Source organism: Saxibacter everestensis (assembly GCF_025787225.1).
GTDB lineage: Bacteria > Actinomycetota > Actinomycetes > Actinomycetales > Brevibacteriaceae > Saxibacter > Saxibacter everestensis.
In genome coordinates, this window is sequence record NZ_CP090958.1 from 117,504 (window position 1) to 140,911 (window position 23,408).

At 61.0% G+C, this 23,408-nt stretch carries 20 protein-coding genes; 11 read left to right on the forward strand and 9 right to left on the reverse strand.

The annotated features are described in order from the left end of the window. The first annotated feature begins 85 nt into the window (after window positions 1–85). The gene (locus tag LWF01_RS00575) at window positions 86–691 is read left to right on the forward strand and encodes a class I SAM-dependent methyltransferase (RefSeq protein WP_349639093.1); all 606 of its coding nucleotides are present in this window, start codon (window positions 86–88) and stop codon (window positions 689–691) included. A 63-nt stretch (window positions 692–754) separates the two neighbouring features. Here the strand turns inward: LWF01_RS00575 and LWF01_RS00580 are convergent, their stop codons facing one another. Further along, window positions 755–1,477: an SDR family NAD(P)-dependent oxidoreductase gene (locus tag LWF01_RS00580; protein ID WP_349639094.1), complete on the reverse strand. Its 723-nt coding sequence runs from the start codon at window positions 1,475–1,477 to the stop codon at window positions 755–757. A 66-nt stretch (window positions 1,478–1,543) separates the two neighbouring features. Here LWF01_RS00580 and LWF01_RS00585 point away from each other — a divergent pair, with 66 nt between their 5' ends. Both LWF01_RS00585 and LWF01_RS00590 read left to right on the forward strand, forming a co-directional pair. Next, complete coding sequence (locus LWF01_RS00585; protein WP_349639095.1) at window positions 1,544–2,080, forward strand: MarR family winged helix-turn-helix transcriptional regulator; 537 nt, start codon at window positions 1,544–1,546, stop codon at window positions 2,078–2,080. Between the two features lie 77 nt (window positions 2,081–2,157). Further along, window positions 2,158–2,961 (forward strand): MerR family transcriptional regulator, encoded by an 804-nt coding sequence (locus tag LWF01_RS00590; RefSeq protein WP_349639096.1) that lies wholly within the window; start codon window positions 2,158–2,160, stop codon window positions 2,959–2,961. Window positions 2,962–2,967: 6 nt separating this feature from the next. Here LWF01_RS00590 and LWF01_RS00595 read toward each other — a convergent pair whose 3' ends face one another. After that, entirely contained in the window at window positions 2,968–3,852 is an 885-nt protein-coding gene (locus tag LWF01_RS00595) for a DUF2268 domain-containing putative Zn-dependent protease (RefSeq protein WP_349639097.1), read from the reverse strand. A 44-nt stretch (window positions 3,853–3,896) separates the two neighbouring features. Here LWF01_RS00595 and LWF01_RS00600 point away from each other — a divergent pair, with 44 nt between their 5' ends. Next, window positions 3,897–4,211 (forward strand): type II toxin-antitoxin system VapC family toxin, encoded by a 315-nt coding sequence (locus LWF01_RS00600; RefSeq protein WP_349639098.1) that lies wholly within the window; start codon window positions 3,897–3,899, stop codon window positions 4,209–4,211. 79 nt (window positions 4,212–4,290) lie between these two features. Here the strand turns inward: LWF01_RS00600 and LWF01_RS00605 are convergent, their stop codons facing one another. The 5 genes from LWF01_RS00605 to LWF01_RS00625 form a co-directional block, all read right to left on the reverse strand. Then, the gene (locus LWF01_RS00605) at window positions 4,291–6,003 is read right to left on the reverse strand and encodes an amidase (RefSeq protein ID WP_349639099.1); all 1,713 of its coding nucleotides are present in this window, start codon (window positions 6,001–6,003) and stop codon (window positions 4,291–4,293) included. Next, entirely contained in the window at window positions 6,000–7,034 is a 1,035-nt protein-coding gene (locus LWF01_RS00610; RefSeq protein WP_349639100.1) for an agmatine deiminase family protein, read from the reverse strand. The genes LWF01_RS00605 and LWF01_RS00610 overlap by 4 nt, the downstream gene beginning before the upstream one ends. Next, window positions 7,031–8,551: a purine-cytosine permease family protein gene (locus LWF01_RS00615; protein WP_349639101.1), complete on the reverse strand. Its 1,521-nt coding sequence runs from the start codon at window positions 8,549–8,551 to the stop codon at window positions 7,031–7,033. The genes LWF01_RS00610 and LWF01_RS00615 overlap by 4 nt, the downstream gene beginning before the upstream one ends. Before the next feature lie 405 nt (window positions 8,552–8,956). Next, window positions 8,957–9,520, reverse strand: a complete 564-nt coding sequence (locus LWF01_RS00620; RefSeq protein WP_349639102.1) for a TetR/AcrR family transcriptional regulator — start codon at window positions 9,518–9,520, stop codon at window positions 8,957–8,959. Window positions 9,521–9,897: 377 nt separating this feature from the next. Beyond that, window positions 9,898–10,074 carry a CsbD family protein gene (locus LWF01_RS00625; protein ID WP_349639103.1) on the reverse strand — a complete coding sequence of 59 codons (177 nt, stop codon included), beginning with the start codon at window positions 10,072–10,074 and terminating at the stop codon, window positions 9,898–9,900. Window positions 10,075–10,291: 217 nt separating this feature from the next. On the opposite strand from LWF01_RS00625, the gene LWF01_RS00630 reads away from it, so the two are divergent. The 3 genes from LWF01_RS00630 to LWF01_RS00640 all read left to right on the forward strand — a co-directional run bounded on the left by LWF01_RS00630 (window position 10,292) and on the right by LWF01_RS00640 (window position 14,808). Then, on the forward strand, window positions 10,292–11,185 hold the full coding sequence (locus tag LWF01_RS00630) for an SDR family oxidoreductase (RefSeq protein ID WP_349639104.1): 894 nt from the start codon (window positions 10,292–10,294) through the stop codon (window positions 11,183–11,185). A 452-nt stretch (window positions 11,186–11,637) separates the two neighbouring features. Further along, window positions 11,638–13,215, forward strand: coding sequence for a stealth family protein (locus LWF01_RS00635; protein WP_349639105.1), 1,578 nt, complete (start codon window positions 11,638–11,640; stop codon window positions 13,213–13,215). Between the two features lie 27 nt (window positions 13,216–13,242). Continuing rightward, window positions 13,243–14,808: a stealth conserved region 3 domain-containing protein gene (locus LWF01_RS00640; RefSeq protein WP_349639106.1), complete on the forward strand. Its 1,566-nt coding sequence runs from the start codon at window positions 13,243–13,245 to the stop codon at window positions 14,806–14,808. Here LWF01_RS00640 and LWF01_RS00645 read toward each other — a convergent pair. Continuing rightward, window positions 14,783–17,578 carry a bifunctional glycosyltransferase/CDP-glycerol:glycerophosphate glycerophosphotransferase gene (locus LWF01_RS00645; protein ID WP_349639107.1) on the reverse strand — a complete coding sequence of 932 codons (2,796 nt, stop codon included), beginning with the start codon at window positions 17,576–17,578 and terminating at the stop codon, window positions 14,783–14,785. The genes LWF01_RS00640 and LWF01_RS00645 overlap by 26 nt on opposite strands. 225 nt (window positions 17,579–17,803) lie before the next feature. On the opposite strand from LWF01_RS00645, the gene LWF01_RS00650 reads away from it, so the two are divergent. The 4 genes from LWF01_RS00650 (at window position 17,804) to galE (ending at window position 21,882) form a co-directional block, all read left to right on the forward strand. Further along, complete coding sequence (locus tag LWF01_RS00650) at window positions 17,804–19,018, forward strand: CDP-glycerol glycerophosphotransferase family protein (RefSeq protein WP_349639108.1); 1,215 nt, start codon at window positions 17,804–17,806, stop codon at window positions 19,016–19,018. A gap of 122 nt (window positions 19,019–19,140) precedes the next feature. Next, window positions 19,141–19,974 (forward strand): CDP-alcohol phosphatidyltransferase family protein, encoded by an 834-nt coding sequence (locus tag LWF01_RS00655; protein ID WP_349639109.1) that lies wholly within the window; start codon window positions 19,141–19,143, stop codon window positions 19,972–19,974. After that, window positions 19,974–20,882, forward strand: coding sequence for a glycosyltransferase family 2 protein (locus LWF01_RS00660; RefSeq protein WP_349639110.1), 909 nt, complete (start codon window positions 19,974–19,976; stop codon window positions 20,880–20,882). The genes LWF01_RS00655 and LWF01_RS00660 overlap by 1 nt, the downstream gene beginning before the upstream one ends. Before the next feature lie 37 nt (window positions 20,883–20,919). After that, on the forward strand, window positions 20,920–21,882 hold the full coding sequence (gene galE, locus LWF01_RS00665; RefSeq protein WP_349639111.1) for a UDP-glucose 4-epimerase GalE: 963 nt from the start codon (window positions 20,920–20,922) through the stop codon (window positions 21,880–21,882). On the opposite strand, the gene LWF01_RS00670 is transcribed toward galE, so the two are convergent. Beyond that, a complete protein-coding gene (locus LWF01_RS00670; protein ID WP_349639112.1) occupies window positions 21,883–23,394 on the reverse strand; it encodes a glycosyltransferase family 2 protein in 1,512 nt (503 codons plus the stop codon). Window positions 23,395–23,408: the final 14 nt, after the last annotated feature.

Here is a 23,408-nt window from a genome sequence, read left to right on the forward strand (position 1 = left end):
CCCGCGCATCGGTAGAGTCGGGCGTCCTGTACGCGTTCAGGGCGATCGCTTGCGGTCATCGAGGGAAGCACTGCACGGTAGACGCATGACGGATGCGCGGCCCACGCGGTGGAACAACAACATTCACTACCATCGCCTCATCCTCGATGCGGTGCCAACCGGAGCTCGGACGGCTCTGGACGTCGGGACGGGCAACGGGCTGCTGGCAGCCGAGCTGCATAAGCTCGTTGACGACGTGACCGGGATCGATCCTGACGCCGACGTGCTGAAATTGGCCCGTCAGGAGGATGCGGACGTGAGCTGGGTCCAGGGGGACATACTGACCTGTCCCTTCCCGCTTGCCTCGTTCGATGTGGTCGCCTCGGTAGCGACCATTCACCACCTACCCGACCTCGATCAGACACTCACTCGCCTTGCCGAGCTGACCGCACCGGGCGGAGTAGTTGCTGCTGTGGGCCTTGCGAGATCGTCGCGCCCGATCGACGTGGTCTATGACGTCGCCGGGCTCGTCCAGCAACACGGTTTTAAACGCCGTCACGGCATTTGGGCTCATTCCGCGCCGATCGTGTGGCCGCCGCCCCACACATACGCGGACGTGCGGCGCAGTGCGGCCAGGGTGCTGCCTGGTGCCAAGTGGTCCCGGTTGGCGATGTGGCGCTACTCGCTGGTCTGGAACAAGCCGGCTGCCTGATGGTCCGCTTGCGGGAAGCAGCCGGTGACGTTTTGTGCCGCGACTACGGCGCCAGCTATCGGGTCAGCGGGTGGTCCATTCTCCACCGTTGACGGCGAGCACCTGCCCCGTGATCTGGCGCGCGTTTTCAGAAGCAAGGAATCCGACCATTGCCGCGATATCGCCGGGAGCACCTGCTCGTCCGGTCATGGTCGCCGCCACCAGGTCTTCTTTGCGCTCATCGGTGAGAGCATCGCGGAAGAACTCGGTCTCTGCGATGTACCCGGGCGACACGACATTCGCGGTGATTCCCTCAGGCCCGACTTCTCCTGCCAGGTCCACATTCCAGGATGCGACCGCAGCCTTGGCCGCGCCGTACGAGCCGGCGCCCTTGTCCGCGGCGATCGAGCCGATAGTGATGATCGCTCCGCCCTTGCGCAATGCGGGCCTCAGTGCCGTCGTCATCAGTACAGCGGTGACGACATTCGATTCGAAATTGGCGCGCCAAGCCTCCGCCAGATCGCCCAGTTCGCCTGTGGCGGTTCGATCGAAGTCGGTGTTACCTCCGGCGTTGTTGACCAGCACAGAAATGTCGCTGATGCTGGCCGCGAACTCCGCCACCTGTAGCGGATCGGAGGCGTCGAAAGGCCTCGCCGTCACGCCTTCACCGATCTCCGCGGCGGCCTGCTCAAGGACGTCTCCGCGCCGCCCGGTGATGATTACCTTTGCGCCCTCATCTGCAAACTGCCGTGCGATCGCCTTTCCGATGCCTGATCCTCCGCCGGTCACAACTACGGTTTTGCTCATCCGATGCCTCCACGATCTGCTAAGTTTAGGTCTAAACGTACACGACGATCAGGAAGATGCGCATTCATGTCGCTCGACCCAAACGATGCCGTCGACGCCATCGCTCTTGGCTGGCTGCGTGAGCGTCCAGGCACTCCAGTGGATTCGATCGGTGTTGTTACGCGCCTGTGGCAGGCCGGGAAGTTCTTCGGCGACGATCGGACCCGACTCCTTCGTGGAGCGGACGCCGATGCCGCAACACTGGACCTGCTGTCGACGCTTCGACGCGCAGGCTCGCCCTACCGCATGACGACCCGGGAGCTTGCCGGTGCAGCGCTGATCACGGCCGGCGCGATTACTCAGCGAGTGGCCCGTGCAGAAAAGCAGGGGCTGGTCATCCGCGCACCGCGCGGACCGGGTTCGCGACAGGTCGATGTCGAACTCACCCAGGCAGGTCATGACGTTGTGGAGCGCCTTGTCGACCTGGTGCTGGGCCGTGAACTTCAACTACTTCACCACCTGGACCACGAGGAGCGCGACCAGTTGGCCCGACTACTCCGCAAGCTCCTGGACGGGCTGCAAACCCAGGAGGGCGACCTGAAGCCCGGTCACGTCGGACACTGACACGGTCGTGCCGGAAGGGATGCGTTTCCGGGCATTCAGCCCACTCTGAGGTTCGCAGGATCTGAAAGGCTGGTCATGTGAATAGTTCTAGTGCTGATGAGGCTGAACTCGTCGGGGCCGTCGCCCGGTCGCTGGGCGTGAGTGTTCGCACGTTGCATCACTGGGACACGCTGGGGTTGGCGTCTCCCTCGGGTCGGACGAGCGGAAAATATCGCGTGTATCTTCCTGCCGATGTCGCCCGTTTGCGCCGAGTGCTGCTTTTTCGAGAGCTTGGCATCCCGCTTGGGGAAATCCCCGTACTGCTGAACGCGGGTGCTGTCGAGCGGCGGGAGGAGCTGGAGCGGCGACGGGCGGAACTCATTGAGAAGATCTGTCATCTGCGGAAACTCGCGGAGGATGTGGACAAGATACTTGCCGCGGATTCGTCCGGCGTGCTGCTCGCCGAGGCGGAGCAGCTCGACGTGTTCGGTGCCGGGTGGGACCCGTCGTGGAGTGTGGCCGCACGGCGACGGTGGGGTGATTCCGCGCAATGGGCGGAGTATGCGGAACGCTCGAGTAAGCGCAAAGCGGACGATTGGCGCGGAATTGTCGAGTCGGAGCAGGAAATCACAGCGACGTTGGCTCAAGCCATGCGGGACGGAACGTCGCCGGGAAGCGATGTTGCGAATGCTCTCGCGGAGCGTCACCGAACGGCGATGAGTGAATACTTCCATTGCACTCACTCGATGCACGTCCTCGTGGCGCGGAGGTACGTCACAGAGCCGGGATTCATCGAGTCCTACGATCGGGCCGAATCCGGTCTGGCTGCGTGGACGAAGCAAATCATTGATGCCAACGCACTGGCGAAGGGGATCGACCCGGAGACGGCGGTGTGGGAGTAGCCGGTATCACCGAAGCGTTCGGAGTGCGACGTCGATGATGTCACGGCTGGATGCGTGCAGCGCTTCGGCCGCGGTCGTGCCCGATGCAGTCAGATAACCGTCCAATAGTCTGTTCCCCACTGCATAACCGGCCCCGGCTGGAAGGCCGACCGGCTCGACGCCGAAGCGCTGAGCGGCGGGGTCGCCATGTACCCAGGCGGTGAAGTTCTGCATCCCACCGATGTCAAGGCCGGAGACCACCTTGTCGAACACTTCGTCGTCGCCAAGGTGCGGAACGCCAATGGGCGTATAGCCACTCTCTCCGTAGAGCTGCCGGGCGAACGCATCGGCGAGCCCTTCTGACACCACCTGCTCGCCGACTACGACGGCCGCCGGGTCCCAAACGACACCGCCTGGTGCGTAGCGGAGGTTGTGGTTCAGTTCGTGAACGGCGGCGGCTTCCAACCGAGCCAGGTTTTCTTCCGTCGGCCAGAGAGTTAGCGAGATGTAGCCAGTCGCGCTGCCGTTCCCGCTGAATCCGCGGACCGGACCCATGAAGTACTCATCGGTCGGGTCTCCGAGGACGAGAAGGCAGGTGATGTCCGGGACATGGAGATCAGAGACCGCACGTGCCTGAGCATCCACCGCAGCAATCAGCGAACGTTCGATCCGCCCCCACGCATCGGCCTCGACCAGACGTGCGAGGGCGTCCCTCGTCTCATCCAACTGTCTATCGAGCGGGAATCCGAAACTCATCGCGTGCATCGCAACCAGATCGACCTCCCCCGGGAAGTACCGGAACATTCCTTCCATCGGGGCCAGAACGTCAGACAGTGCTTCACGGCGGCGAGCGTCATCCGCGGAAAGAACGGAGGACATTCCTGTAGCGGTATCGAGGACAGTTATAGTCATGCCACTCACGCTAAAGCCTGACGTAGCGTCAGGGTCAAGTCGGTTTGCGCGGCAACACTCTCGCGGCGCCGGAGCTGATTGATCTCGAGGTCACCTCCGTCTGGCGTCGGCAAGTAAGGGCCGGGCAGCTTGAGCTACGCCGCGCTGACCTGGCATTGGCGGACCTGCTTGTGATGCCGCTGCAGCGTGTCGCTCATCGACGGCTGCTCAACCGCTCCTGGGCCCTGCGGGACACCCTCACACCGTACGACGCGGCATACGTCGCTCTCGCGGAGTTGCTGGAAGTGGTGCTTGTTACCGGAGACAGGCGGCTTTCCCAAGTACCAGGCGTCCGAAGTCAGATTGAAGTCGTCGGATGATAATGAAACTGCCGCTCCTCGGGTAGTGAATGGGCTCTGCTGGCTACATGGATTTCTTTGCAGCTCGGCAGGAAGGCTGCTAGCTGGTCAGGGGAGGAGCGGTGCGGCGGGAACCTGTCGCTTCGAAAGCTGCTGCCAACGCGAGCAACGTTGGGTCATCGTAAGGCTTTCCCGCGAAAGTGAGCCCGACCGGCATGTTGATGTCGGCCATCGTGCCCATGGGCACAGTCACTGTCGGAATACCGAAGTGCCGGATTGCGAGGTTGCCATTCGCCACCCACACCCCATTGCGCCACCCGAGTTCCGCAGATTTCTCGTCGACATCCATGTTTGCGGCACCAACGTCTGCAACCGCCGGAAACAGCACGGCGTCCAGGCCGAGCTCGATCATCCACTGATCGAAGTCGATCCTGCGGGTCTCATCAAGCCCGTGCAGGCCTGACTCGAGATGCGTAATCTCGGTAAGCGACGAAGACGGATTCGTACGCACCCGTTCCGGAAAGCTACTTATGTTGTCGTCGAAGCCTTCGTAGCGATCGGGCAGCGCGCCTTCCGGATCCGGGAAGATCTGTTCGCCGTCGACATCCGTGAGGGTGTTGAGCGCAGGATCGTTGTTTGCCCGTAAGAAGTCGTCCCATGCCCACGCTGCAAGGTCAATTAACTCCTTGTGCAGAAAATCCAGGCTAACAAGTCCGCGGGTACTTATGGTCGGAGCTCCTGGGCGATCCGACTCGTAGTTCGACACGATCGGAAAATCGACCTCGATCACTTGGGCACCAGCCGACTCCAGGTCGCGGCGTGCGGCCTCCCAAAGCTCGATAATCGATGCGCGGGTTTCAATTCGCTTCCCGGTTGGGCCGCCAATGCCGCCATCCCTGCGCGTACCTGCCTCGGCATCGGTGTTGATGTACATCCGGGGAACGCCAAACCGTTTTCCCTCGAGCGGGATGCTCGCGGCCTTACCTGGCGCAAGTGCCCGATACGATTCCGGACGGTGCTCCGAAGCACTTGGCAACTTGATCCACGGTTGAACACGCCAGAAGTCACCCCGGGTCTCGGTATCATCGACGACAATCTGCTCTAGTAGTTCGAGCAGGTCTGCCATGGTTCGTGTATGGGGAACCACTACGTCCATCGTCGGAACGAGGGGCCAGTTTCCGCGGGTTGAAATCACCCCACGGCTAGGTGTGTAAGCGCACAATGCATTGTTTGAGGCCGGGGCACGCCCGCTTGACCATGTCTCTTCACCAAGGCCGAATGCGGCGAAAGACGCAGCGGTCGCGGTGCCCGAGCCGTTGGATGATCCCGAGCCGAATGCCGACGTCAGCCACTCCGGGTTGTACGGGCTCTCAGCGCGGCCATAGACGCCTCGCTGCATACCGCCGTTGGCCATCGGAGGCATGTTTGTCAGTCCGATGAGGATCGCCCCGCCCAAACGTAATCGTTCGATTGTGAAGGCATCACGTTGCGCGACGAGATGTTCGAACGCAGGTGATCCCGCGGCCGCCGTAAGCCCCTCCGCGAGGTAACTGTTCTTGGCCGTATAGGGGATTCCGTCGAGCGGACTGAGCGTCTTGTTGCGCGCCCTGCGCGAATCCGAGGCTTCTGCTTCCGCAACGGCCTTCGGGTTCATCACCACGAGCGAGTTCAACGCTGTTCTAGTGCCCGGGCGGTCGTAGGTTTCGATGCGTCCGAGATACGCCTCGACAAGTTCGACCGCAGTGGTCGCGCCCGACTCGAGAGCGGCGCAGAGCTCGGCTATGGACGCCTCCACGACGTCGAAGCGGCTCATCGCTTGACCTTCGGTTGCTGCTGGGTGATGCAATGGATCCCGCCACCGTCATCGAAGATGGCCCGTGCGTCAATGGTCACTGCCCGGCGGCCAGGGTAGGCCGCTTCGAGGATTTCGCGTGCACGGGCATCGGATTCCTTTTCTCCGAAACCGCACGCGATTATGCCGTCGTTGACGACGAGGTGGTTGATGTAGCTATAGTCCACGAAACCTTCACTGTCCCGCAAAGTATCGGGGGCCGGTAGTTCGGTAATCTCGAAATGGCGTCCGGCTGCATCCGTTGCGTTGGAGAACAATGTGTGAAGATCTCGGCTCACCTGATGGTCGGGATGCTCGGGATTGCGTTGGCTATGCAGCAGGAGCTTCCCGGGCGCGGTGATGGTTGCAACGATGTCCACGTGGCCGTTGGTGCCGTAGTCTTCGTAGTCGCGTGTCAGTCCACGCGGGACCCAGATCGCCTTGGTCGCCCCGAGGGTACGTGCAATTTCGGCCTCTATGCGCTCCCTGTCGGCGTATGGGTTGCGCCGTGGATCAAGTTGCACTGTCTCGGTCAAAAGCACCGTGCCTTCACCGTCGACATGGATGCCCCCGCCCTCGTTGACCATCATCGAACTCACGAGCTCGGCACCGGTTACCTCGGCTATGAATCTGGCGTTCTTGCCGGATTTCTCCCACTGTGCCCAGCTGTGTGCTCCCCAGCCGTTGAAAACCCAGTCGACTGCGCCGAGAGTACCGGGGCGATGGTCGTCTACAACGAAGGTCGGGCCATGGTCGCGCATCCAGCACTCGTCTATCGGGGTTTCAAACAGCTCAATCTCGGAATCGAGCATGCGGCGAGCCCTGTCAATTTCTGTAGGGTCGACGAGCATCGATACAGGCTCGAATTCCGCTGTGGCGTGCGCGACCGCCGCCCACGAGGCATAGGTGAGTTCACGGCTAGCGGCATCGCTGCCGAGCGCTGGGCCCTCGCAGGGGAAAGCCATCCACGTTCGTTCGTGTGGGTCTGTTTCGCTGGGCATGTGCCAATTCATTTGGTTATCTCCGGGGTGTTGTCAGTGGACGCGAGCGTATCCACTGTCTGGATATCAAGCGCTGCACCGGGGCGCAGCTGTCGATTCTTGAATGGGTTCGTTGTGAGCCAAAGCAAGGCGTATAGGCCGCCGCCGATGACGGGCGCAACGATTGCTGAGAGGTCGGCGCCCTCCATGGCAGCCGAGATGGGACCCATGTACAGGGTGGTGTTCGACATCATGAGTGAAACTGCCGTGCCGATGACCTGGGACACGACGCCGGGCCAGAACACGCCGTTCGAATACCAGAATGGGCTCCCGCGCCGTTCGTCGTTCAGTGCGATGCCGTTGTAGTTGCGCCGGAGCCAGATGTCAATCGAATAGATCGCGATGAGGGGGCCAAGAATGGTGACGGTCAATTCGAGTGCGTACTCCATCGTGTCCAAGAAGCCGGGTGAGAAGAATGCCAGCCACAGGGATGCGAATGTTGCGATCACACCTGTAACGATTACCGTTGTCACGCGATGCACACGAATTCCCAGTCCTTGCGCGGAGAGCCCGGCAGAGTATGCAACCACGGCATTGTTGGTGATGCTTCCAACCACGACGATGCCGAGGAAGACAGGGGTGAACCAACCTGGCACGATCTGACCGATGGTCAGTTGGGGATCCGTCATGTCTATTGCCGTTGCTGCGAAAATTCCGACAAGGCTGATGAATACGGTAGGGATGAAGCCGCCGAGTGCAGTCCACCAGATCACACCCCGTTTGGAAGTGTCTTCTGGAAGATAGCGCGAGTAGTCGGCACCCGTGCCCCACGAAAGTGGCCCCGAGGCAACTATGGCGTAGCCCAGGAGTATGGTCGGCCACTGCTCGGCGCTGGATAGCTCGGTCGTTGTATATGAGAAATCGGCCGCCTGCATAACAAAAACCGCGAGGGCTATGAATGCCGCAGCTAGCGCGGCCGAGAAGTAGGGCGAGGCTTTCACGATCGTGGCGTGACCGTAGATGCTCAATACGAAGCTGAGGATTGCGACGATGACCAGCACGGTCCATTCGACCCCGGCCGGCACGTGCAGGCCCAGCGCATCGAGTAGCGCCAGGGACGCAAATGTTGCAACCACGATGTTGATGACCTCGTAAAACAACCCGATGACGAGTCCCTGGCCTGCGCCGAACACCCGGTTTCCATGGATGCCGAACAGCGCCCGCATGACTGTGACGCTCGGGGTGCCAGATGCCGGGCCGCTGACTGAAAGCCAGCCGACGGCAACCCACCAGAGGTTTCCGATGATCGTTACAACGACGGCTTCCCACACTGAAAGGCCAATGATTATGAGCAGGCCACCAAATGCAAAGGAAAGGTAGTTGACGTTTGCGCCCATCCAAACCCAGAACAGCTCGAACGGACGGCCATGGCGTTCTGGTCCCGGGATGAAATCAATTCCCCGGGTCTCGATGTGGCCCGCCCTGTTGGTTTCCTCGACGACTTCACCCGGGGCGGAGGAATTTGCGGGCGTCGTTGATTCACCGTTCATGTTGTACCTCTTCGCTGAGAGACCCGGCTTATTGATTGCACGATCAATACCGGTGCAACGATATGTACGACGAGCAATGATGTCAACATCAAGTCGTCGCCGGGTACTGCTTAAGTCGCTGGTCACACCTGGTGAAAGCACATCGCCGCTCCATGCGGGCGGCCGAATCTGCGCTGACACTGCTGGCACTTGGGCTGGAGTCCGGTGCTTGGTCGCGCAATATGACTCTCCCGGGTCGCCGTGCGGGGCCAAATGGGTGTGCGGGAGGCATGCTTTCAAGATCGGTGCCGGGTGTGGGGCGCCGATCCGAGGCAGTGGCGTCGCTGCCCCTGCCGTTGTTGGCGGCCGGAGCATGGATGCCTCCGGCGCCGTATGTGCCTAAGCCAGCTGCCGCCGCGGACTAACTCATGTAGTGGATAGCGAACCTGTTGGCAGGAGAAGCTCAATCTCCACTAGCTGGCGCAAGAAGTTTCCGAGCCCCGGCGAATCTTCGTATTCAACAAGGGAATGAGCATTGAGTCCGTCGATCAGGCAGAGAATATGTGCGGCAACAACGTCGGGATTTTTGCATTCGAATTCCCCGGACTCAATTCCCCGCCGGATTGAGCCGCTTACCGCCATCTGCCAGTTGTCCAATTGCGATCGGACCTCAGCGGCGAGGTCATTGTTGCGGCGACCCAGAATAAGTGCATCAAGCCATACGGCTGTGACTTCGATTCGCGCGTCGCCAAGGAGCCAACCGACGAGTGTCTTCATCCGTTCGAGTTCAGATTGCTCGTTACTTTGGAGTTGCTGGAGCGTCGAGAGCTCTTCTTCGACGAGGGACTTGAATGTTTCAATTACCAGGTCGTTCATGGTTGGGAAGTAGTGTGCCACGAGCGATGAAGCCACGTCGGCCTGTGCTCCGACCGACTTGAGGGTCAGGGCCACAAGTCCGCTGTCGACCGCAACTTCACGGGCGGCGTCCATGATCGTCCGTCGCCTGTCTTCGGGTGTCATTCGAGTGCGGGAGTTGGTTGGTCTCGACGGGGTCATGACTGCAACTATAATTTTAGCTTTATTGGTTACATAATCAATAAAGCAAGATCTCAGTACCCGAAATCGCCCGATGCCCGAAAAGTGTAACGCTAGTGAACCCGAAGTCCCATGCACTACGTTTCCGGCACAAGCGTTCGTACGGCGTTGATCGGTCGCCACAGCCCATCTACTGCCGAAGCCATCGCCAAGATCACTTCCGCAAGCAGGAGCCGTCGGCAGATAAGTATGGGTTCTCCCGCCCGCCAACAACTAGTGCCCCGCTCTTCCAGTAGGAAGAACGGGGCACTAACGGTTGGTGGCGAACCTGATCAGTCGCGCTTAAAAGCGTCCTTGACCTTCTCGCCAGCCTGCTTCATATTGGCCTTCGTTTGATCGGCCTCGCCTTCGGCCTTGAGTCGATCGTTATCGGTCGCGTCTCCTGCCGCAGCTTTGGTCTTGCCGCCGGCATTCTCTGAAGCGTTCTTGATCTTGTCGTCCAAGCCCATAATCCAACTCCTTACGATCACTGCAGCTCATCGTCCTGAGCTGACGTTTCCGCCTTCGCGCTGCGAGGCGATGTGGCCAGCCTACTCCCGATCAACGCCGAATTCAGCCGGTCCTCTGTTCCTTCGGCGATCCTGTTTAAACCCCCAAGGCTGCGGGTACTCCCGACCCTGAGCGATGGAATCGCATCGAGATAATTTCCGGTTCGAAAGGAGTCTGATGACAGACCAGCACACCCCCCAGGATCCGACGGATCAGTATCCGCAGCCGCCATATGGCGAACAGCAGCAGCCACATCCCGGGTATACCGAATCGATGTCGCCGCGGCCCGACCACGGCGAAAAGACCTATGTGGGTTCGGAGAAGCTCAAGGGCCGCAAGGCAGTGATCACCGGCGCCGACTCCGGCATCGGCCGGGCAGTCGCCATTGCCTTCGCTCGTGAAGGCGCGGACGTCGTACTCTCCTACCTTCGCGAGGAAGAAGAGGACGCGGAGGAAGCGGCGCGGTTGGTCCGCGAGGCAGGGCGCACCGCCGTCAAGATTCCCGGAAACCTTGCCGAGGAGTCGGAATGCCTGCGCCTCATCGATGAAGCAGTCGCGGAGCTCGGCGGTCTCGATCTGCTGGTGAATGTTGCCGGTTTCCAGATGGCCCGCCCCGGCGGCATCGCCGAGATATCCACCGAGGAGTTCGATCACACTTTCAAGACGAACGTCTACTCGATGTTCTGGCTGTGCAAGGCGGCGCTGCCGCACCTCAAGCCAGGGTCGTCCATCATCAACACCCACTCGATTCAGGCGTACCAGCCGACGCCGTCGCTGCTCGCCTACGCGTCGACGAAGGGCGCAATCCTCAACTTCACAAAGGGCCTGGCCCAGGATGTGGCCGAGGAGGGGATTCGGGTCAACGCGGTCGCTCCCGGGCCGATCTGGACGCCGCTGCAGCCCGCCACCCAGCCGGAAGATAAAGTCGACAACTTTGGTGCGGATACCCCACTGGGGCGTGCCGGGCAGCCTGCCGAGGTTGCGCCGAGCTACGTGTTCCTTGCCAGCCAGGAATCCTCGTTCATCACCGGCGAGACGATTGGCGTAACGGGAGGCCGACCGCTGGCATAGCGATCTATGCGGTGCCCGCCCGGCACAACTGGCTTGGAGGGCCCCGCCCGGCATAACCGGCAGGTCGGCAGCCCCGCTGGCATCCCGCCCGAGTAACTAGGGCCCCGCCCGGCACAGCCGACCTGGTGGGGGCGGCCGTCCGCGACTTTCGAAACCCGGGGGCTTCCGGCGAGCCTGACCGGGCTGTTTCGCGCGCCCAAACTAGACTGATATCTTACATTTACACGCTATGTTGTGAGTAAGGGCGCGAGGATGCGCTGGCCGCACGACGGATTACGTCTGGCCGGAGCATGCCGCGCAAAGTCGAGAGGGAAACTTTGTCGGGAGCTGGGGCGGTTGCAGGACGGGCACGGAGGTACCTGAAAGACTCCGCGCAGATTCTGAAGGACCGCTCGCCGAACACCTTGAAACGAATCCGCCGCGAAGTCATTACCGGCCGGAAAAAAGCAACGTTGGCGGTCAACACGTACTGGGATGCGCAACGCGTGTCTCCGGATGCCTACGGAGCCCTGCCGATCGGGAGAATCCGTTCCGGGCGACTGGTCTGCCTCGCCGAGCGCGTCGATCATTTGGTTCTCCCTGAGCACCGTACCGAACAGCTTCGGCAGGTGACAGCACTGCTGAGGGCTCATGACGTGCCCTACTTCGTCATCCCTACCTCGCCGCGGCAACCCAGCCGAATCGGCATAGATCAGAGGTTCAAGCGCGCAGCCTGTTCTGCCCTGGCCGATTATGTGCAGGGCAGGCCGGTGTACCGGATCGGATATGGCGGCGTCGAATTCCGTGATGTGATCAGTACCCGGCTGTGCGAAACCGAGCTTCCTGCGGATGTCCCCGATGTAGTCACTCTCGTCGCGTTCGCGCAATTCAGGAACACCAACTTTGCCAGCCGTCACGAAGACGGTGTTGATCTGGAATTCTGGCAGAACGACGGAACCGCGCTCGTCGCGCCCAGATGGAACCCCTACGCCGGCGCGGTCCCATCGCAGCTGCAGGAATTGGTTGACGGCGGCGAACTCGTGGATGGGCATCAAACGTTCCGGGTTTTCCTGACACCTCGGGTGGATACAGTCACATTTCCGGTTGACGCGGTGTACACCTGGGTCAATGGTTCAGACGTGGAATGGCAGCAGCGGAAGGCAGACGCCCTCGGCATAACGGATCAGAGGGCCTTTGCCGAGGAAGCGGCCGGTGCGTCACGTTTCGCCGACCACGACGAACTGCGCTACAGCCTGCGGTCGATCGAGCAGTACGCGCCGTGGATTCGCAGAATCTGGATCGTTACCGACCGGCAGATTCCTGACTGGCTCGGTGATGACGAGCGGGTGCGCATCGTGGATCATCAGGCAATTGCGCCGCCGGGTGCCGCGCTGCCCACCTTCAATTCCCAGGCGATCGAGGCGAATCTGCACCGGATCGAAGGCCTGGCCGAACACTTCCTGTACCTCAACGACGACATGATGTTCGGCCGTCCGGTGCGGCCGGATGAGTTCTTCCACGGCAATGGAATATCGAAGTTCTTCTACTCGCGCGCGCAGGTCGACTTCGGCGAACCGCAGCCCGGCGAGATTGCGTCCACGATCGCCGGAAAGAACAACCGGAAAGTCATAGAGCGGCAGTTCGGCCGCACGATGACGCAGAAGTTCTTCCACACTCCCTACCCGCTGAAGAAGTCCGTCATCGAGGAGATGGAAAACAAGTTCCCCGAAGAGTTCGCACTGACCAGGGCGCATCAGTTCAGGGGCTTGCACGACGTCACCGTCGCCGGATCGCTCTATTACAACTATGCGTACGGCACTGCGCGGGCGGTTCCCGCCAGGATCCGATACCTGTATGTCGATCCCCGCGATTCGAAGGCAGACCGAAACCTCTCCCATTACCTGCGGAACCGAGACTTCGACTGCGTCTGCGTCAACGATGCGCTGGTGGGCGATTCGACCATGACCGACGAAGAAGTCGATGCCGCGATCCGAGCCTTCCTGGCTCGATTCATTCCGGTTCCCGCGCCGTGGGAGGCCGATGCAACATGAACCATCTGCCGAACCCCGGCGGCCATTGTGGCTAAGCGGGTAATCAAGTCAGCCATTCGCACCTCCTACAAGACCGGCGAGCAACTGGTCGCGTTTGCCGCTGCGGCCCGTCGGCCGGAGCTGCTGCGGCACAGCCGTCAGTACCATCAGCACCGGATTCCGCATGAACGCGTTTTCGAACCGACGTTCCGGGGTCAGCGACAGAAGGTCTTCGATTTCCTGGTGGGCTGCCTGGAAAGGTCAGAGCTCAGCTGGTGCATAGTGCCGGATCGGGTGAACCTTCCGCCTCGGATTGCGGTCGTCGGATCGCCGGCGCGATTATGGCGGTTGCTGCAGGCGGAATCGGCTGTCCCGCCGCAGCTGGTCGCTCAGTCATTGGTTTCGCCTAACACGTTTAGTCGGCTGAGTCTCAGAGTCTTTGGCTCCCGAGCTCAGATGGCGACCGGTGAGGTGCTCGGTCCGCCAAGCCTGATCGCGCATGACCCGCCGGAAGGCGAACGTCTGCGGTTCGCAATTTATGCGAGTGACGCATCGGACCAGGCACACGTAGGTCCTGAAGCTGGCGTCGATATCGAGTTCCGGACGACGCACGATGCCGAGTTCGACCGAGGCGACAAGCTCGGGCGTCTTGTGCCGGTGCTGAGCCATTCCGCTCGCACTGAGGAACTGGTGGATTTCGACGTCGACATCGTTTACACCTGGGTGGATGACGCCGACCCCGACTGGCGAATGTCCCTGGAGAACGCCACGATCGATACCGAGGCACTAACCGAGGCGGCCACATCCGAGGCGCGATTCAGAAACCTCGACGAACTTCGCTACAGTCTGCGATCGGTCGCCGAGTACGCGGATTGGGTTCGGCATATCTGGGTTGTGACCGCCGGGCAGCGTCCGGAATGGCTGCGCAACTCGGAACGTTTGACGGTGGTTGACCATAAGGAGATCTTTCCCGATCCCGGTGTCCTGCCGACGTTCAATTCTCAGGCGATAGAGGCGTGCCTGCATCGCATCCCGGGCCTGGCCGACCACTTTCTCTACCTGAATGATGACTGCTTCCTGGGTCGTCCGGTTTCTCCTGAGCAGTTCTTCACCCCCAGCGGCGCTTCGCGGGTGTTCTTGTCGAACCGCGGGCTGGGCGAGGGTGAGAGCAGCCCGGACGAGCTGGCACCCGACAGTGCCGGCAAGAACGGCCGGGACCTGGTGCGGAAGTTGACCGGCCAGACCATTTCGCATAAGTACCTGCACGCTCCGTATGCGCTACAGAAACCGGTGATGCAGGAGCTTGAGGACGCGGCGCCCGATGTGATCGCGGCTACTCGGGCGAGCACATTTCGACGCAGCACGGATGTTACGCTGTCCGGCGCCCTGCACCACGCCTACGCGCTCGCGACCGGTCGGGCGGAACGGAGCCGGGTCACCTACAAGTACGTCGACCTGGACCGCGGATCATGGCGGCGGGAGCTGGCCCATCTGATCGAGACACGGGCATTCGACACAATCTGCCTGAATTCGGTGCACTCGGCCGCGCCGGCCGCGCCGGTGCTGACTTTTCTACAGAGCTACTTTCCTAAGACGCGGGAGTTCGAGCGGTAGCTGGTTCTGATCGAGCGTCGACATTCCGGTTTTCGTCAACCGGGAGCTCATGCTTGAATGTGCGCCGCGTCTTGGTGGCGTTCCGGTAGCTCACCGGACGATTCAGTTCAAGCATCGAACTGATGACGCGTTGCGAGTTCTGGCCATCACGGACTGGGAATGTGCGTTCCATTCGCTCCAGGTAGGGCGTGTCGGTGCTCCAGTCTGGCGACGCCAGCGACTCGATCCCGGACAATGCCTGATCCACTGTTTCGGCAACCGGGCCGAATCCGTCTCGCTGAAAATCAAAGTAACCGCGACGGTAGGACTGAGTCCCGCCATAGAAGTCATCGGCGTCGAACTGAAAGTAGACGACCGGACGGTACAGATAGGCAATTTCGAACGCGATTGACGAGAAGTCCGTCACCATGAGCCGTGATTTCGCGATCTCGTCCTGCACGTTGCTGTCTGAATAGCTCTTGACCCGCACATGGCTCGGAAGCTCGAATTGATTCAAATACGGTTCCATATCCGGGTGCGGCATGAAGACCACATCCAGACCTGCCGACTTCGCGATCTCGGCAAGGCGAGGGCTATTCAGTAGGGACGACCATTGGGATGCGAACTCTGAATCCCTGAACTCAGGATTGATCAGGCGCCGATTGGTCCCGGGTATCAGCTCTCCGGCCACCGACTTCCGCCAGGTGGGCATGACGAGCAGAGATGACTTTTCTTTCAAGGGGATTGCGCGGTCACGGAGCAGTAGCCGATCGTGCCGCGGAAATCCCGTGAGCCGCACCTCTTTGCGAGTGAACTTGTAGCGCGTGTGGTCGCCAGCAATCGAGTCGCGTTCCGGGTCAGTTGCCGTGATGAACAGGTCGACGTCTTTTGCGTTGAACCAGGTGGCGAGGTCATTATTCGTGACGCCGTGCTGGAGGAAGGTGTACTTACTGAGTCTGGGTCCGTAGCGTTCCCGGGGCAGAGGGTTGACGACGTAGTCATCGATGTGTGAGGAGGCGAGGTGCTTTGCCCGCAGCATTAGAATTCGCCAAGCAGTCGTGTTGTAAGCGACGAGCCGGAATCCCTCAGCCTCTAGCCGGTTCCAATCCGGCGAGTCGCGCTGAAGTACGAACCAGGAATTTATCTCTGGGCGTTCGGCTGCAACATAGCGATACAGATGTTCGGCATTATCATTCGCCCGCGCGCTCCGGTCCATGAAAGCCCATGCGCCTTCGAACTTTCGGCCGACTGGGAGAACGTGCAGAGCGAGTGCCAGTGCGCGATCTTCAAGAGAAGCTTTGCCAAACGCGGCCGTGACGTTCGTGACCGATCGTCGAAGCGACTCTTTCAGCCTGGTCGTGATTCGCATGTGCTGAACCCGAAACTTCTTCGGTACCATTCGCTGCTTGCGGACCAGAATATTGTCGTAGTCCTTGCGATGTAGGGAGAAGTTCGGGCGTGATGCCCAGTCTCCCCGGAACTCCACCGGTTGACCGTTGAGATTGATGCGAACCGTTCCGCTAGCCGATATCCAGAGGAACCGCCTGTGCAACAGGGGTTTCTGATAGTAGACGATGTCAGTGATTTTGGCATGTAGTGGCTCTACGGCACGCCCCCGAATGAAAATCTCCTCGGCGGGCAGATTTCCCTTGTACGTGTAACTGATCAGGGCCAGCTGGGCCTCGGCATCGTACTTTTCGATCCGGGCGTTGCTGGGTATGTGCGACTCCTGATCTAAAAGTAGAAGTGATTTTCGGATATCCGCCGGTACGGGCATGACGTCGAAGGTCTTGATTGCCTCGTCCGTCAGGAAACTTCTGATCTCCAGCAGAAGCCGGTGGAAAACGTCGCAGGTCTCCCGATCGAGTGTGGACGTCTTTGTGTAGAGTCCGGCATCGACCTTCAGGTACCAGAAGATGTCGTAAAGCACTGTGTTCTGTAGCCAGTACGGCACATGCCCGTACGTTTCCAGGCCACCGCGAAGTAGATCCAGGTGGCCGTATTTCGGTACGTCGGTGTACTTTCGGGGATCGGCATGACTGGTTTGCATGGTCGAAGAGTTATCTGCCCTGCGCCTGTACAGGTACCTAGCCTCTGCGACGAGGCCGATCTGCGGCTTTTTGCACTGCAGCATGTACTTCCCCACGAAGTGCCCATCTTCGAACGTGGGGCGAATTCGCGCATCGAATGTCAGCCCGGAACGTTGGATGACCTCGCGGCGGAAGAACGCCGACGACGCGTGCAGGTGGATGACGTTTGGAAAGCCATCCAGGTCAGCAATCCGGTTTCCGCTATTGAATCGCTTGCGAAGTGGATGGCCGTCCCGTTCGTGGCCAAGCGCCTCCTCCCAGTAAACAAGGTGCGCTGCGAACAACTCGGTGTCCGAAGCGGCGGAGTCAGCCATGTAGCTGGAGATCGAGGAGAAGTAGGCCGGGTCCAACATGTCATCGGGGTCGGCGAATGTGAGCCAGTCATTCCGTGCGTGGTGGATACCCAGGTTGCGTGCCGAGGCCTGGCCGCCATTCTCCTTGGTGAGCACCCGGATAGCCTGCGGATGCTGCGTCTGCCACTTTTGCAGCCGCTCAAACGAGTCATCGGTTGACCCGTCGTCGACGAGTACGATGTCCAGGTCGTCGATCGGGTAGCTTTGCGCCTCAAACGAGTCGATGAAGTCATCGAGGTAACGAGCAACGTTGTAAACAGCGACGACAACTGAGAACTGTCCTGGCTTCGGCGAGGCAGCGGCATCATCCGGCAGTGAAGCAGGCGGAGGTGTCGTGTCACTAGCCATCAGCGGGGAATCTCGTTTCGCACTTTATTGCGATCCGCCATCGGTCAGAGGCAGTTGGTGACGTCAGGCGAGCGCGGGGGGATGGGGCAGGGCATAGTTTACTTGAGCGGCGAACCGGGTCAAATGTCGTTCGTGGCCGGCCGGTGGCACGAAGGCCCTCGCACACAGCGCGAACTCAGATCCCCGTGAGAGAGTTCCAGTGACCAATCGACGTAAGGAACTCATTTGTCGCTTTTCTCTCAGGCCAGGTCTATCGCAGGCCACATTGGCTCACTGGCGGCAGAGCGCTGGGCAGCACGCCGAGTCTTCGCTGATCTTGGCGTGGGCACGAAGTCCACGGACGACCGGTTCGAGGTCGGCGTCTACTTCGCCGATTCGCCGGTCAATATTTACCAGATCCGGCAATGGCTCGGCCCCTTTGAGGTGCTGGCGAAATCCCATTCGCTGGGCATCCTGTGCCGAAACGCGCTGACCGCCAGGGAACTGCAAGCAGAGACGACCCTGCCGGTCCGCTATTCGCGGCTGTCCAGCGGTCTCGATAAGTTCTTCGCCGAGAATCCCCTTCGGGTGGTGTTCTACGTCAACCAGAACACGCAGAACTTTCAGGGGCTCAAGTTCCCCGAACCTGCGCATGTGCACCTTAGCCACGGCGAGAGTGAAAAAATCTCGATGTCGTCCAACCAGCTCAAGGCCTATGACTTCGCCTTCACCGCCGGCCAGGCCGCCCGGGATCGAATTCTCAGCCGCCTGATCGATTTCGAGCCGGCCCGGCTGATCGATGTGGGCCGACCCCAGATCGACATACCGGCTCACGGTCCCGACCTGCCGGAGGATGACCGCACAGTCGTGCTGTACGCACCCACTTGGGAAGGTGACGCGCCGGCCATGTCGTACAGCTCGGTTGCGTCGCACGGTCGAGCCGTCGTCGGCCGGCTGCTTTCCACCGGACGCCATCGCGTCATCTACCGACCGCACCCCCGCACCGGTGTGATTTCCGCGGCGGCAAGGTCCGCCAACGCGGAAATCCAGGACCTCATCGTCAAGGCAAATGGCCGCGACCCGGGCGCCAATCACCTGATCGATACCGGCAAGGACTTCGGCTGGGGGCTCGCCGCTGCCGATGTCTGCGTGTGCGATATCTCTGCGGTCACCTTCGACTGGATGACGACAGCCAAGCCGCTTCTCCTCACGGAACCCGTTGCCCCGGGTGCGGCCGTCGACGGTTCCGGCGTGGTGGGAAAACTCCCGCTGATTGCGCAAGTCGATGCCGATCGGATTGTGGAACTGATCGATGACCTGCTAATCACCGGCAAGGCCGCGGAGTACACGGAATTGTGCGCCTACCACTTCGGCGACACCGCTCCCGGTGAGAGTCTTAACCGGTTCGTGGCCGCAACCGAGCACGTGATTCGTGACCGTTCGCAGAAGCTCGGCAGCTGACTCGCTGCCAGATCGAGGACCTTCAAGAGTCGGGGAAATTGTTAACCAGCCGTTAAGCTTGGTGGCACTGCCCGAACGCCTGCGCGTGGGCTTCGACTTATCTCTAGCACTGGAACCTGTTGATGACTGACACTTCGCCGCGGCCGCAGCGGCCGACCCTCGCTGAGCTGCGCGCGGTCGCCCAGCCACCGGAAGTGCGCAATCGCAAGAACGCGGAGCACTGGAGTGCCCAGCTATACCTGCGGCACATTTCGATCTACATCACGGTGCTTCTGGTCCGGACCCGAATCAGCGCCAATGGCGTGACCGGCCTGATGATCCTGTCGGGCTGGGCGATTGCGGCCTCGCTGCTGATCCCGGGAATCTGGGGCCCGGTCCTGGCTGTGGTGTTCAGCCAGTTGCAGATGCTGATCGATTGCTGCGACGGCGAGGTTGCCCGGTGGCGCAACACCATGGGGGCCAAGGGGATCTTCCTGGACAAGGTCGGCCATTACACAACGGAATCGTTCGTTGCGATAGCAATTGGCCTGCGTGCCATCGGCGACCTGAACCGCTTCGGCACAGAGCCCGGTATCGCCTTCAAGTACGCTTTCGCCGGCGCGCTTCTGGCGGTCTTCGTCCTGTTGAACAAGGCCTTGAACGACATGGTGCACGTTTCCCGGGCGTTTACCAAGCTCGACAAGCTGCCAGACAGCAAAGAAGCCATGGCGGTGAACTCGGGAATGGTCGGCACGCTCCGAAATGCGGCGAAGTTCGTGCCTTTCCACCGGATTTACCACTCCGTTGAACTCGCCTTGCTGAGCCTCGCCGCCGCCCTGTTCACCTTGTTCTTCGGCGGGATGTTCGACACAGAACTCGTCGGCGAACGAGGATTGGTCATGATTCTCGTTCCGCTGTCCATTCTGGCAACGGCCGGCCATTTCGTGGCGATCATGGCATCGAAGAGGTTGAGGTAATGGAACAATCTTCAGCTGCAACGGGACGGGATGTTCCGGGATACGGTGTGGTCGTGCTCACCCAGGGCAAGCGACCGGACGACCTCAATCGAGGGCTTGAATCACTGCTCAACCAGCAGGACGTCGAACTCGACATCGTCTGCGTCGGGAACGGCTGGGAACCTACCGGCCTGCCAGCGGGCGTCAAGACGCTGGGACTGCCGGAGAATCTCGGCATTCCGGCGGGACGTAACGCCGGCGTCAGCCACGTACGAGGGGAGTTCCTTTTCTTCCTTGATGACGACGCCTGGCTACCGGAGAACAACTTCCTGTCCGACATCGCCGAGCTGTTACGAAAGAATCCACAGATCGGCCTGGTGCAGCCCAGGGTTGATGACCCGAGCGGGAAGATCAGCCCACGGCGCTGGATTCCACGCCTGCTCAAGCGCACCGCACAGCACTCGTCGAATGTCTTCTCGGTCTGGGAAGGAGCGGTCGCACTTCGGCGCAGCGTTTTCGACTCGACGGGCGGCTGGCCAGCGCCGTATTGGTATGCGCACGAGGGGATAGAACTGGCGTGGCGGGTCTGGGATCAGGGTTACCGGGTCTGGTACGCGGGCGACCTGCGCGCGGCACACCCGGTTATCGACCAGCGCCGGCACAGCGAATACTTCTTCATGAATGCCCGGAACAGGGTCTGGCTGGCCAGGCGAAATCTGCGCTGGCCGGTCAGCTGGATGTACGTCGGAAGCTGGACGGTTCTGCAGGTACTTGCCTGGTTCCGGCACCCGGATCGTCTGAAGGCGTGGTTCACCGGCTGGCGGGCCGGATGGGCTGAAGATCCGTGGGGACCGGACGAAGACAAAAAGAAACTCTCCGGTCGGGGCGTGCTCCGGATGAGCCGCCACGGTAGACCGCCGATAGTGTAGGCGAGTCGAAGGCGTCTCGTGAAAGGACCCCAGAGCTTTGACAGTCATGGTTACCGGCGGTGCCGGCTATATCGGTTCGCACGTGGTGCGTCTTCTCGAGCGGTGCGGCGACGATGTCGTGATCCTCGACGATCTGTCCAATGGTTTTTCCTCGCGGGCAGGGAGGCTGCCACTGGTTGATATTGACCTCTGCTCTGCTGAGGCGCAGAACCAGATCGCCGACGTGATTCAGCGGTACGGCGTTGACTCTGTGATCCATTTCGCCGCGAAGAAGCAGGTCGGCGAATCGGTGGAGAGGCCGCTCTGGTACTACAGGCAGAATGTCACCGGACTTGGCAATCTTCTGCAGGCCGTCGGACAGTGCGGCGTCGCCAAGGTGGTGTTCTCCTCGTCCGCCGCGGCGTACGGGATGCCGGACATTCCGGTGGTGGGGGAGGACGTGCCGTGCCGGCCGATCAATCCGTATGGTGAAACCAAGCTGATCGGCGAATGGATGTTGCGCAACGCCGCCCGCGCGACCGGCCTGCGAACTGTCAGTCTTCGCTACTTCAACGTCGCCGGCGCCGGCTGGCCGGACCTGGCCGACAAAGCAGCCCTCAACCTCATTCCGATCGTGATCAATAGGCTGACCGAAGGAAAGAACCCCGTCGTTTTCGGCGACACATATGACACACCTGATGGCACGTGCGTCCGCGACTACGTGCACGTAGTCGACCTGGCCGAGGCGCACATCAAGGCGCTCGACTTCCTGGATTCGGATGCGTGTGCGCCTTCGGTGTTCAATGTCGGCACCGGAACGGGCGCATCGGTTCTGGAAGTGATTGACTCGATCGGGCAGGTGTCGGGGCTGAACGTGATTCCGGACATTTCGGCAGCGCGTCCCGGTGACCCGGCGCAACTTGTTGCGGATGTGTCGCGGATCGAGGCGGAGCTGGGCTGGAAGGCGCAGTACGGACTGCCGGAAATCGTGGAGTCCGCGTGGGCCGCTCAGGCCCTGTAGCTACCGACGCGCCGCCTTCAGGCTGCGTGAGAGCCGGCGCAAACCGCGGCCTACCGGCTTTCGTAGCTGAGTGGGGACGTAGCTGGCGGCTTTCGCCACGATCCTGCGACTCGCTGGCTTCCCCAACAGCACACTGAGGTTCCCCAGGTCTGTGGCGAAGAGTCGGATTCGCCCGTCCGCTATCGCCGTCAGCTTGCCGTTCAGAGCCGCAGCCACGGATATCCGGGTTCGCAACTGCGCATCTGGCGACGAGACGACGAGATGTAAGTCCAGCTTTCCATTCCCGAGCGAATAGAGCGCAGCTTTCGATATCCGGGCGGTGAAGCGCCTGGCGCCCGGAAGGTATAGCGGTTGTTCGTCCGGCGGCAATGCCTCAAGTGCAGCCACTACTGAGATCGACCTTTCTGTGCCCCGCCGGGTAACAGTTACTTCACCGGTGGCAAGCCCCACGGTGCTGTCGATTGTCTGCACTACCCCGCCAAGGGTGAGCGTTTCGTCGGTCAGGCGGACATCGTCGCACGCCACCAGGGCTGACTTGCTGTTCGTCACCGAGATCAGCTTGATCAGATCGGCTAGTCGCGCGTTCTGGATTGCGACGATGCGCGCTTTCTCCACCGGGTCGAAGTACTCAAGGATGTCCGGGGTCAGAAAGCGATCGAGGATCCGACGGTGGCCGTGCATCCAGGCACGGCGCAGCGCCAGCGGCCGGCCCTTCATCCGTGGGTTCTTCCAATGCCCCAGTGCGAGGCGACGAATCACGTCGGCACTGACGTCATCCCGAGTCGGTGAGGCCGGTAACCCGGAGGTGACAATCTCGACCAGCCGGTAGACGGTATGCGAGTGCTCGATCGGGTCGATCCCCGTGCTGCTGATGTTTCCGCCGTTTTCCTGCTGGTGGAGTTCGTAGCAGACGTCGTCGGCATAGATGGAGACCCGAGAAGCAAGCGTGTAGGCGCGGAACGTGAACAGCGCATCCTCAAGCCTGATTCGCTCCTCCGGGAAACGCAGGTGATGCCGTTCAACCAGCTCCCGCCGGAACAGCTTCTGAGGCGTGTTTGCCCGAAAGACCTTGACCCAGTCCGCATCGACCTCGGTCTTCTCGAAAATGGATCTGCGCACTCCTCGTCCGCCCGCGCCAACCATCTTGGGAATCACCACGTCGCTGTGATGCTCGTCGGCGAAGCTGACGAGCTGGCGCAGGGCCTGGGGAGGCATGAAGTCGTCGGCGTCGCAGAAGAACAGGTAGCGGCCTCGCGCTTTTTCGATCCCGCGGTTACGAGGCGCGCCGGCCCAGCCGGAGTTCTTCTGGGTCGCGACCTGCAGCTCAGGGTTGTGGTCGGCAATCTCTCGAACTATGGCGAGGCTGTCGTCGGTTGAGCCGTCGTCGATGACGATGATCTCAATGGTCAGTGAGCCGAGTTCCTGCTTCAGAATCGATCCGATGGTCGACTTCAGGTAGTCCGCGGCGTTGTAGACCGGGACAATCACAGAAACGTCAGGGGAAGTGCTCAAGGAGATGTTCCTTC

What these genes read in the sequence shown, in the direction of transcription:
- LWF01_RS00575 (WP_349639093.1), top strand. Translation starts at nt 86, where the DNA reads ATGACGGATGCGCGGCCCACGCGGTGGAACAACAACATTCACTACCAT.
- LWF01_RS00580 (WP_349639094.1), bottom strand. Translation starts at nt 1,477, where the DNA reads ATGAGCAAAACCGTAGTTGTGACCGGCGGAGGATCAGGCATCGGAAAG.
- LWF01_RS00585 (WP_349639095.1), top strand. Translation starts at nt 1,544, where the DNA reads ATGTCGCTCGACCCAAACGATGCCGTCGACGCCATCGCTCTTGGCTGG.
- LWF01_RS00595 (WP_349639097.1), bottom strand. Translation starts at nt 3,852, where the DNA reads ATGACTATAACTGTCCTCGATACCGCTACAGGAATGTCCTCCGTTCTT.
- LWF01_RS00605 (WP_349639099.1), bottom strand. Translation starts at nt 6,003, where the DNA reads ATGAGCCGCTTCGACGTCGTGGAGGCGTCCATAGCCGAGCTCTGCGCC.
- LWF01_RS00610 (WP_349639100.1), bottom strand. Translation starts at nt 7,034, where the DNA reads ATGAATTGGCACATGCCCAGCGAAACAGACCCACACGAACGAACGTGG.
- LWF01_RS00615 (WP_349639101.1), bottom strand. Translation starts at nt 8,551, where the DNA reads ATGAACGGTGAATCAACGACGCCCGCAAATTCCTCCGCCCCGGGTGAA.
- LWF01_RS00620 (WP_349639102.1), bottom strand. Translation starts at nt 9,520, where the DNA reads ATGGACGCCGCCCGTGAAGTTGCGGTCGACAGCGGACTTGTGGCCCTG.
- LWF01_RS00625 (WP_349639103.1), bottom strand. Translation starts at nt 10,074, where the DNA reads ATGGGCTTGGACGACAAGATCAAGAACGCTTCAGAGAATGCCGGCGGC.
- LWF01_RS00630 (WP_349639104.1), top strand. Translation starts at nt 10,292, where the DNA reads ATGACAGACCAGCACACCCCCCAGGATCCGACGGATCAGTATCCGCAG.
- LWF01_RS00645 (WP_349639107.1), bottom strand. Translation starts at nt 17,578, where the DNA reads ATGGCTAGTGACACGACACCTCCGCCTGCTTCACTGCCGGATGATGCC.
- LWF01_RS00655 (WP_349639109.1), top strand. Translation starts at nt 19,141, where the DNA reads ATGACTGACACTTCGCCGCGGCCGCAGCGGCCGACCCTCGCTGAGCTG.
- LWF01_RS00660 (WP_349639110.1), top strand. Translation starts at nt 19,974, where the DNA reads ATGGAACAATCTTCAGCTGCAACGGGACGGGATGTTCCGGGATACGGT.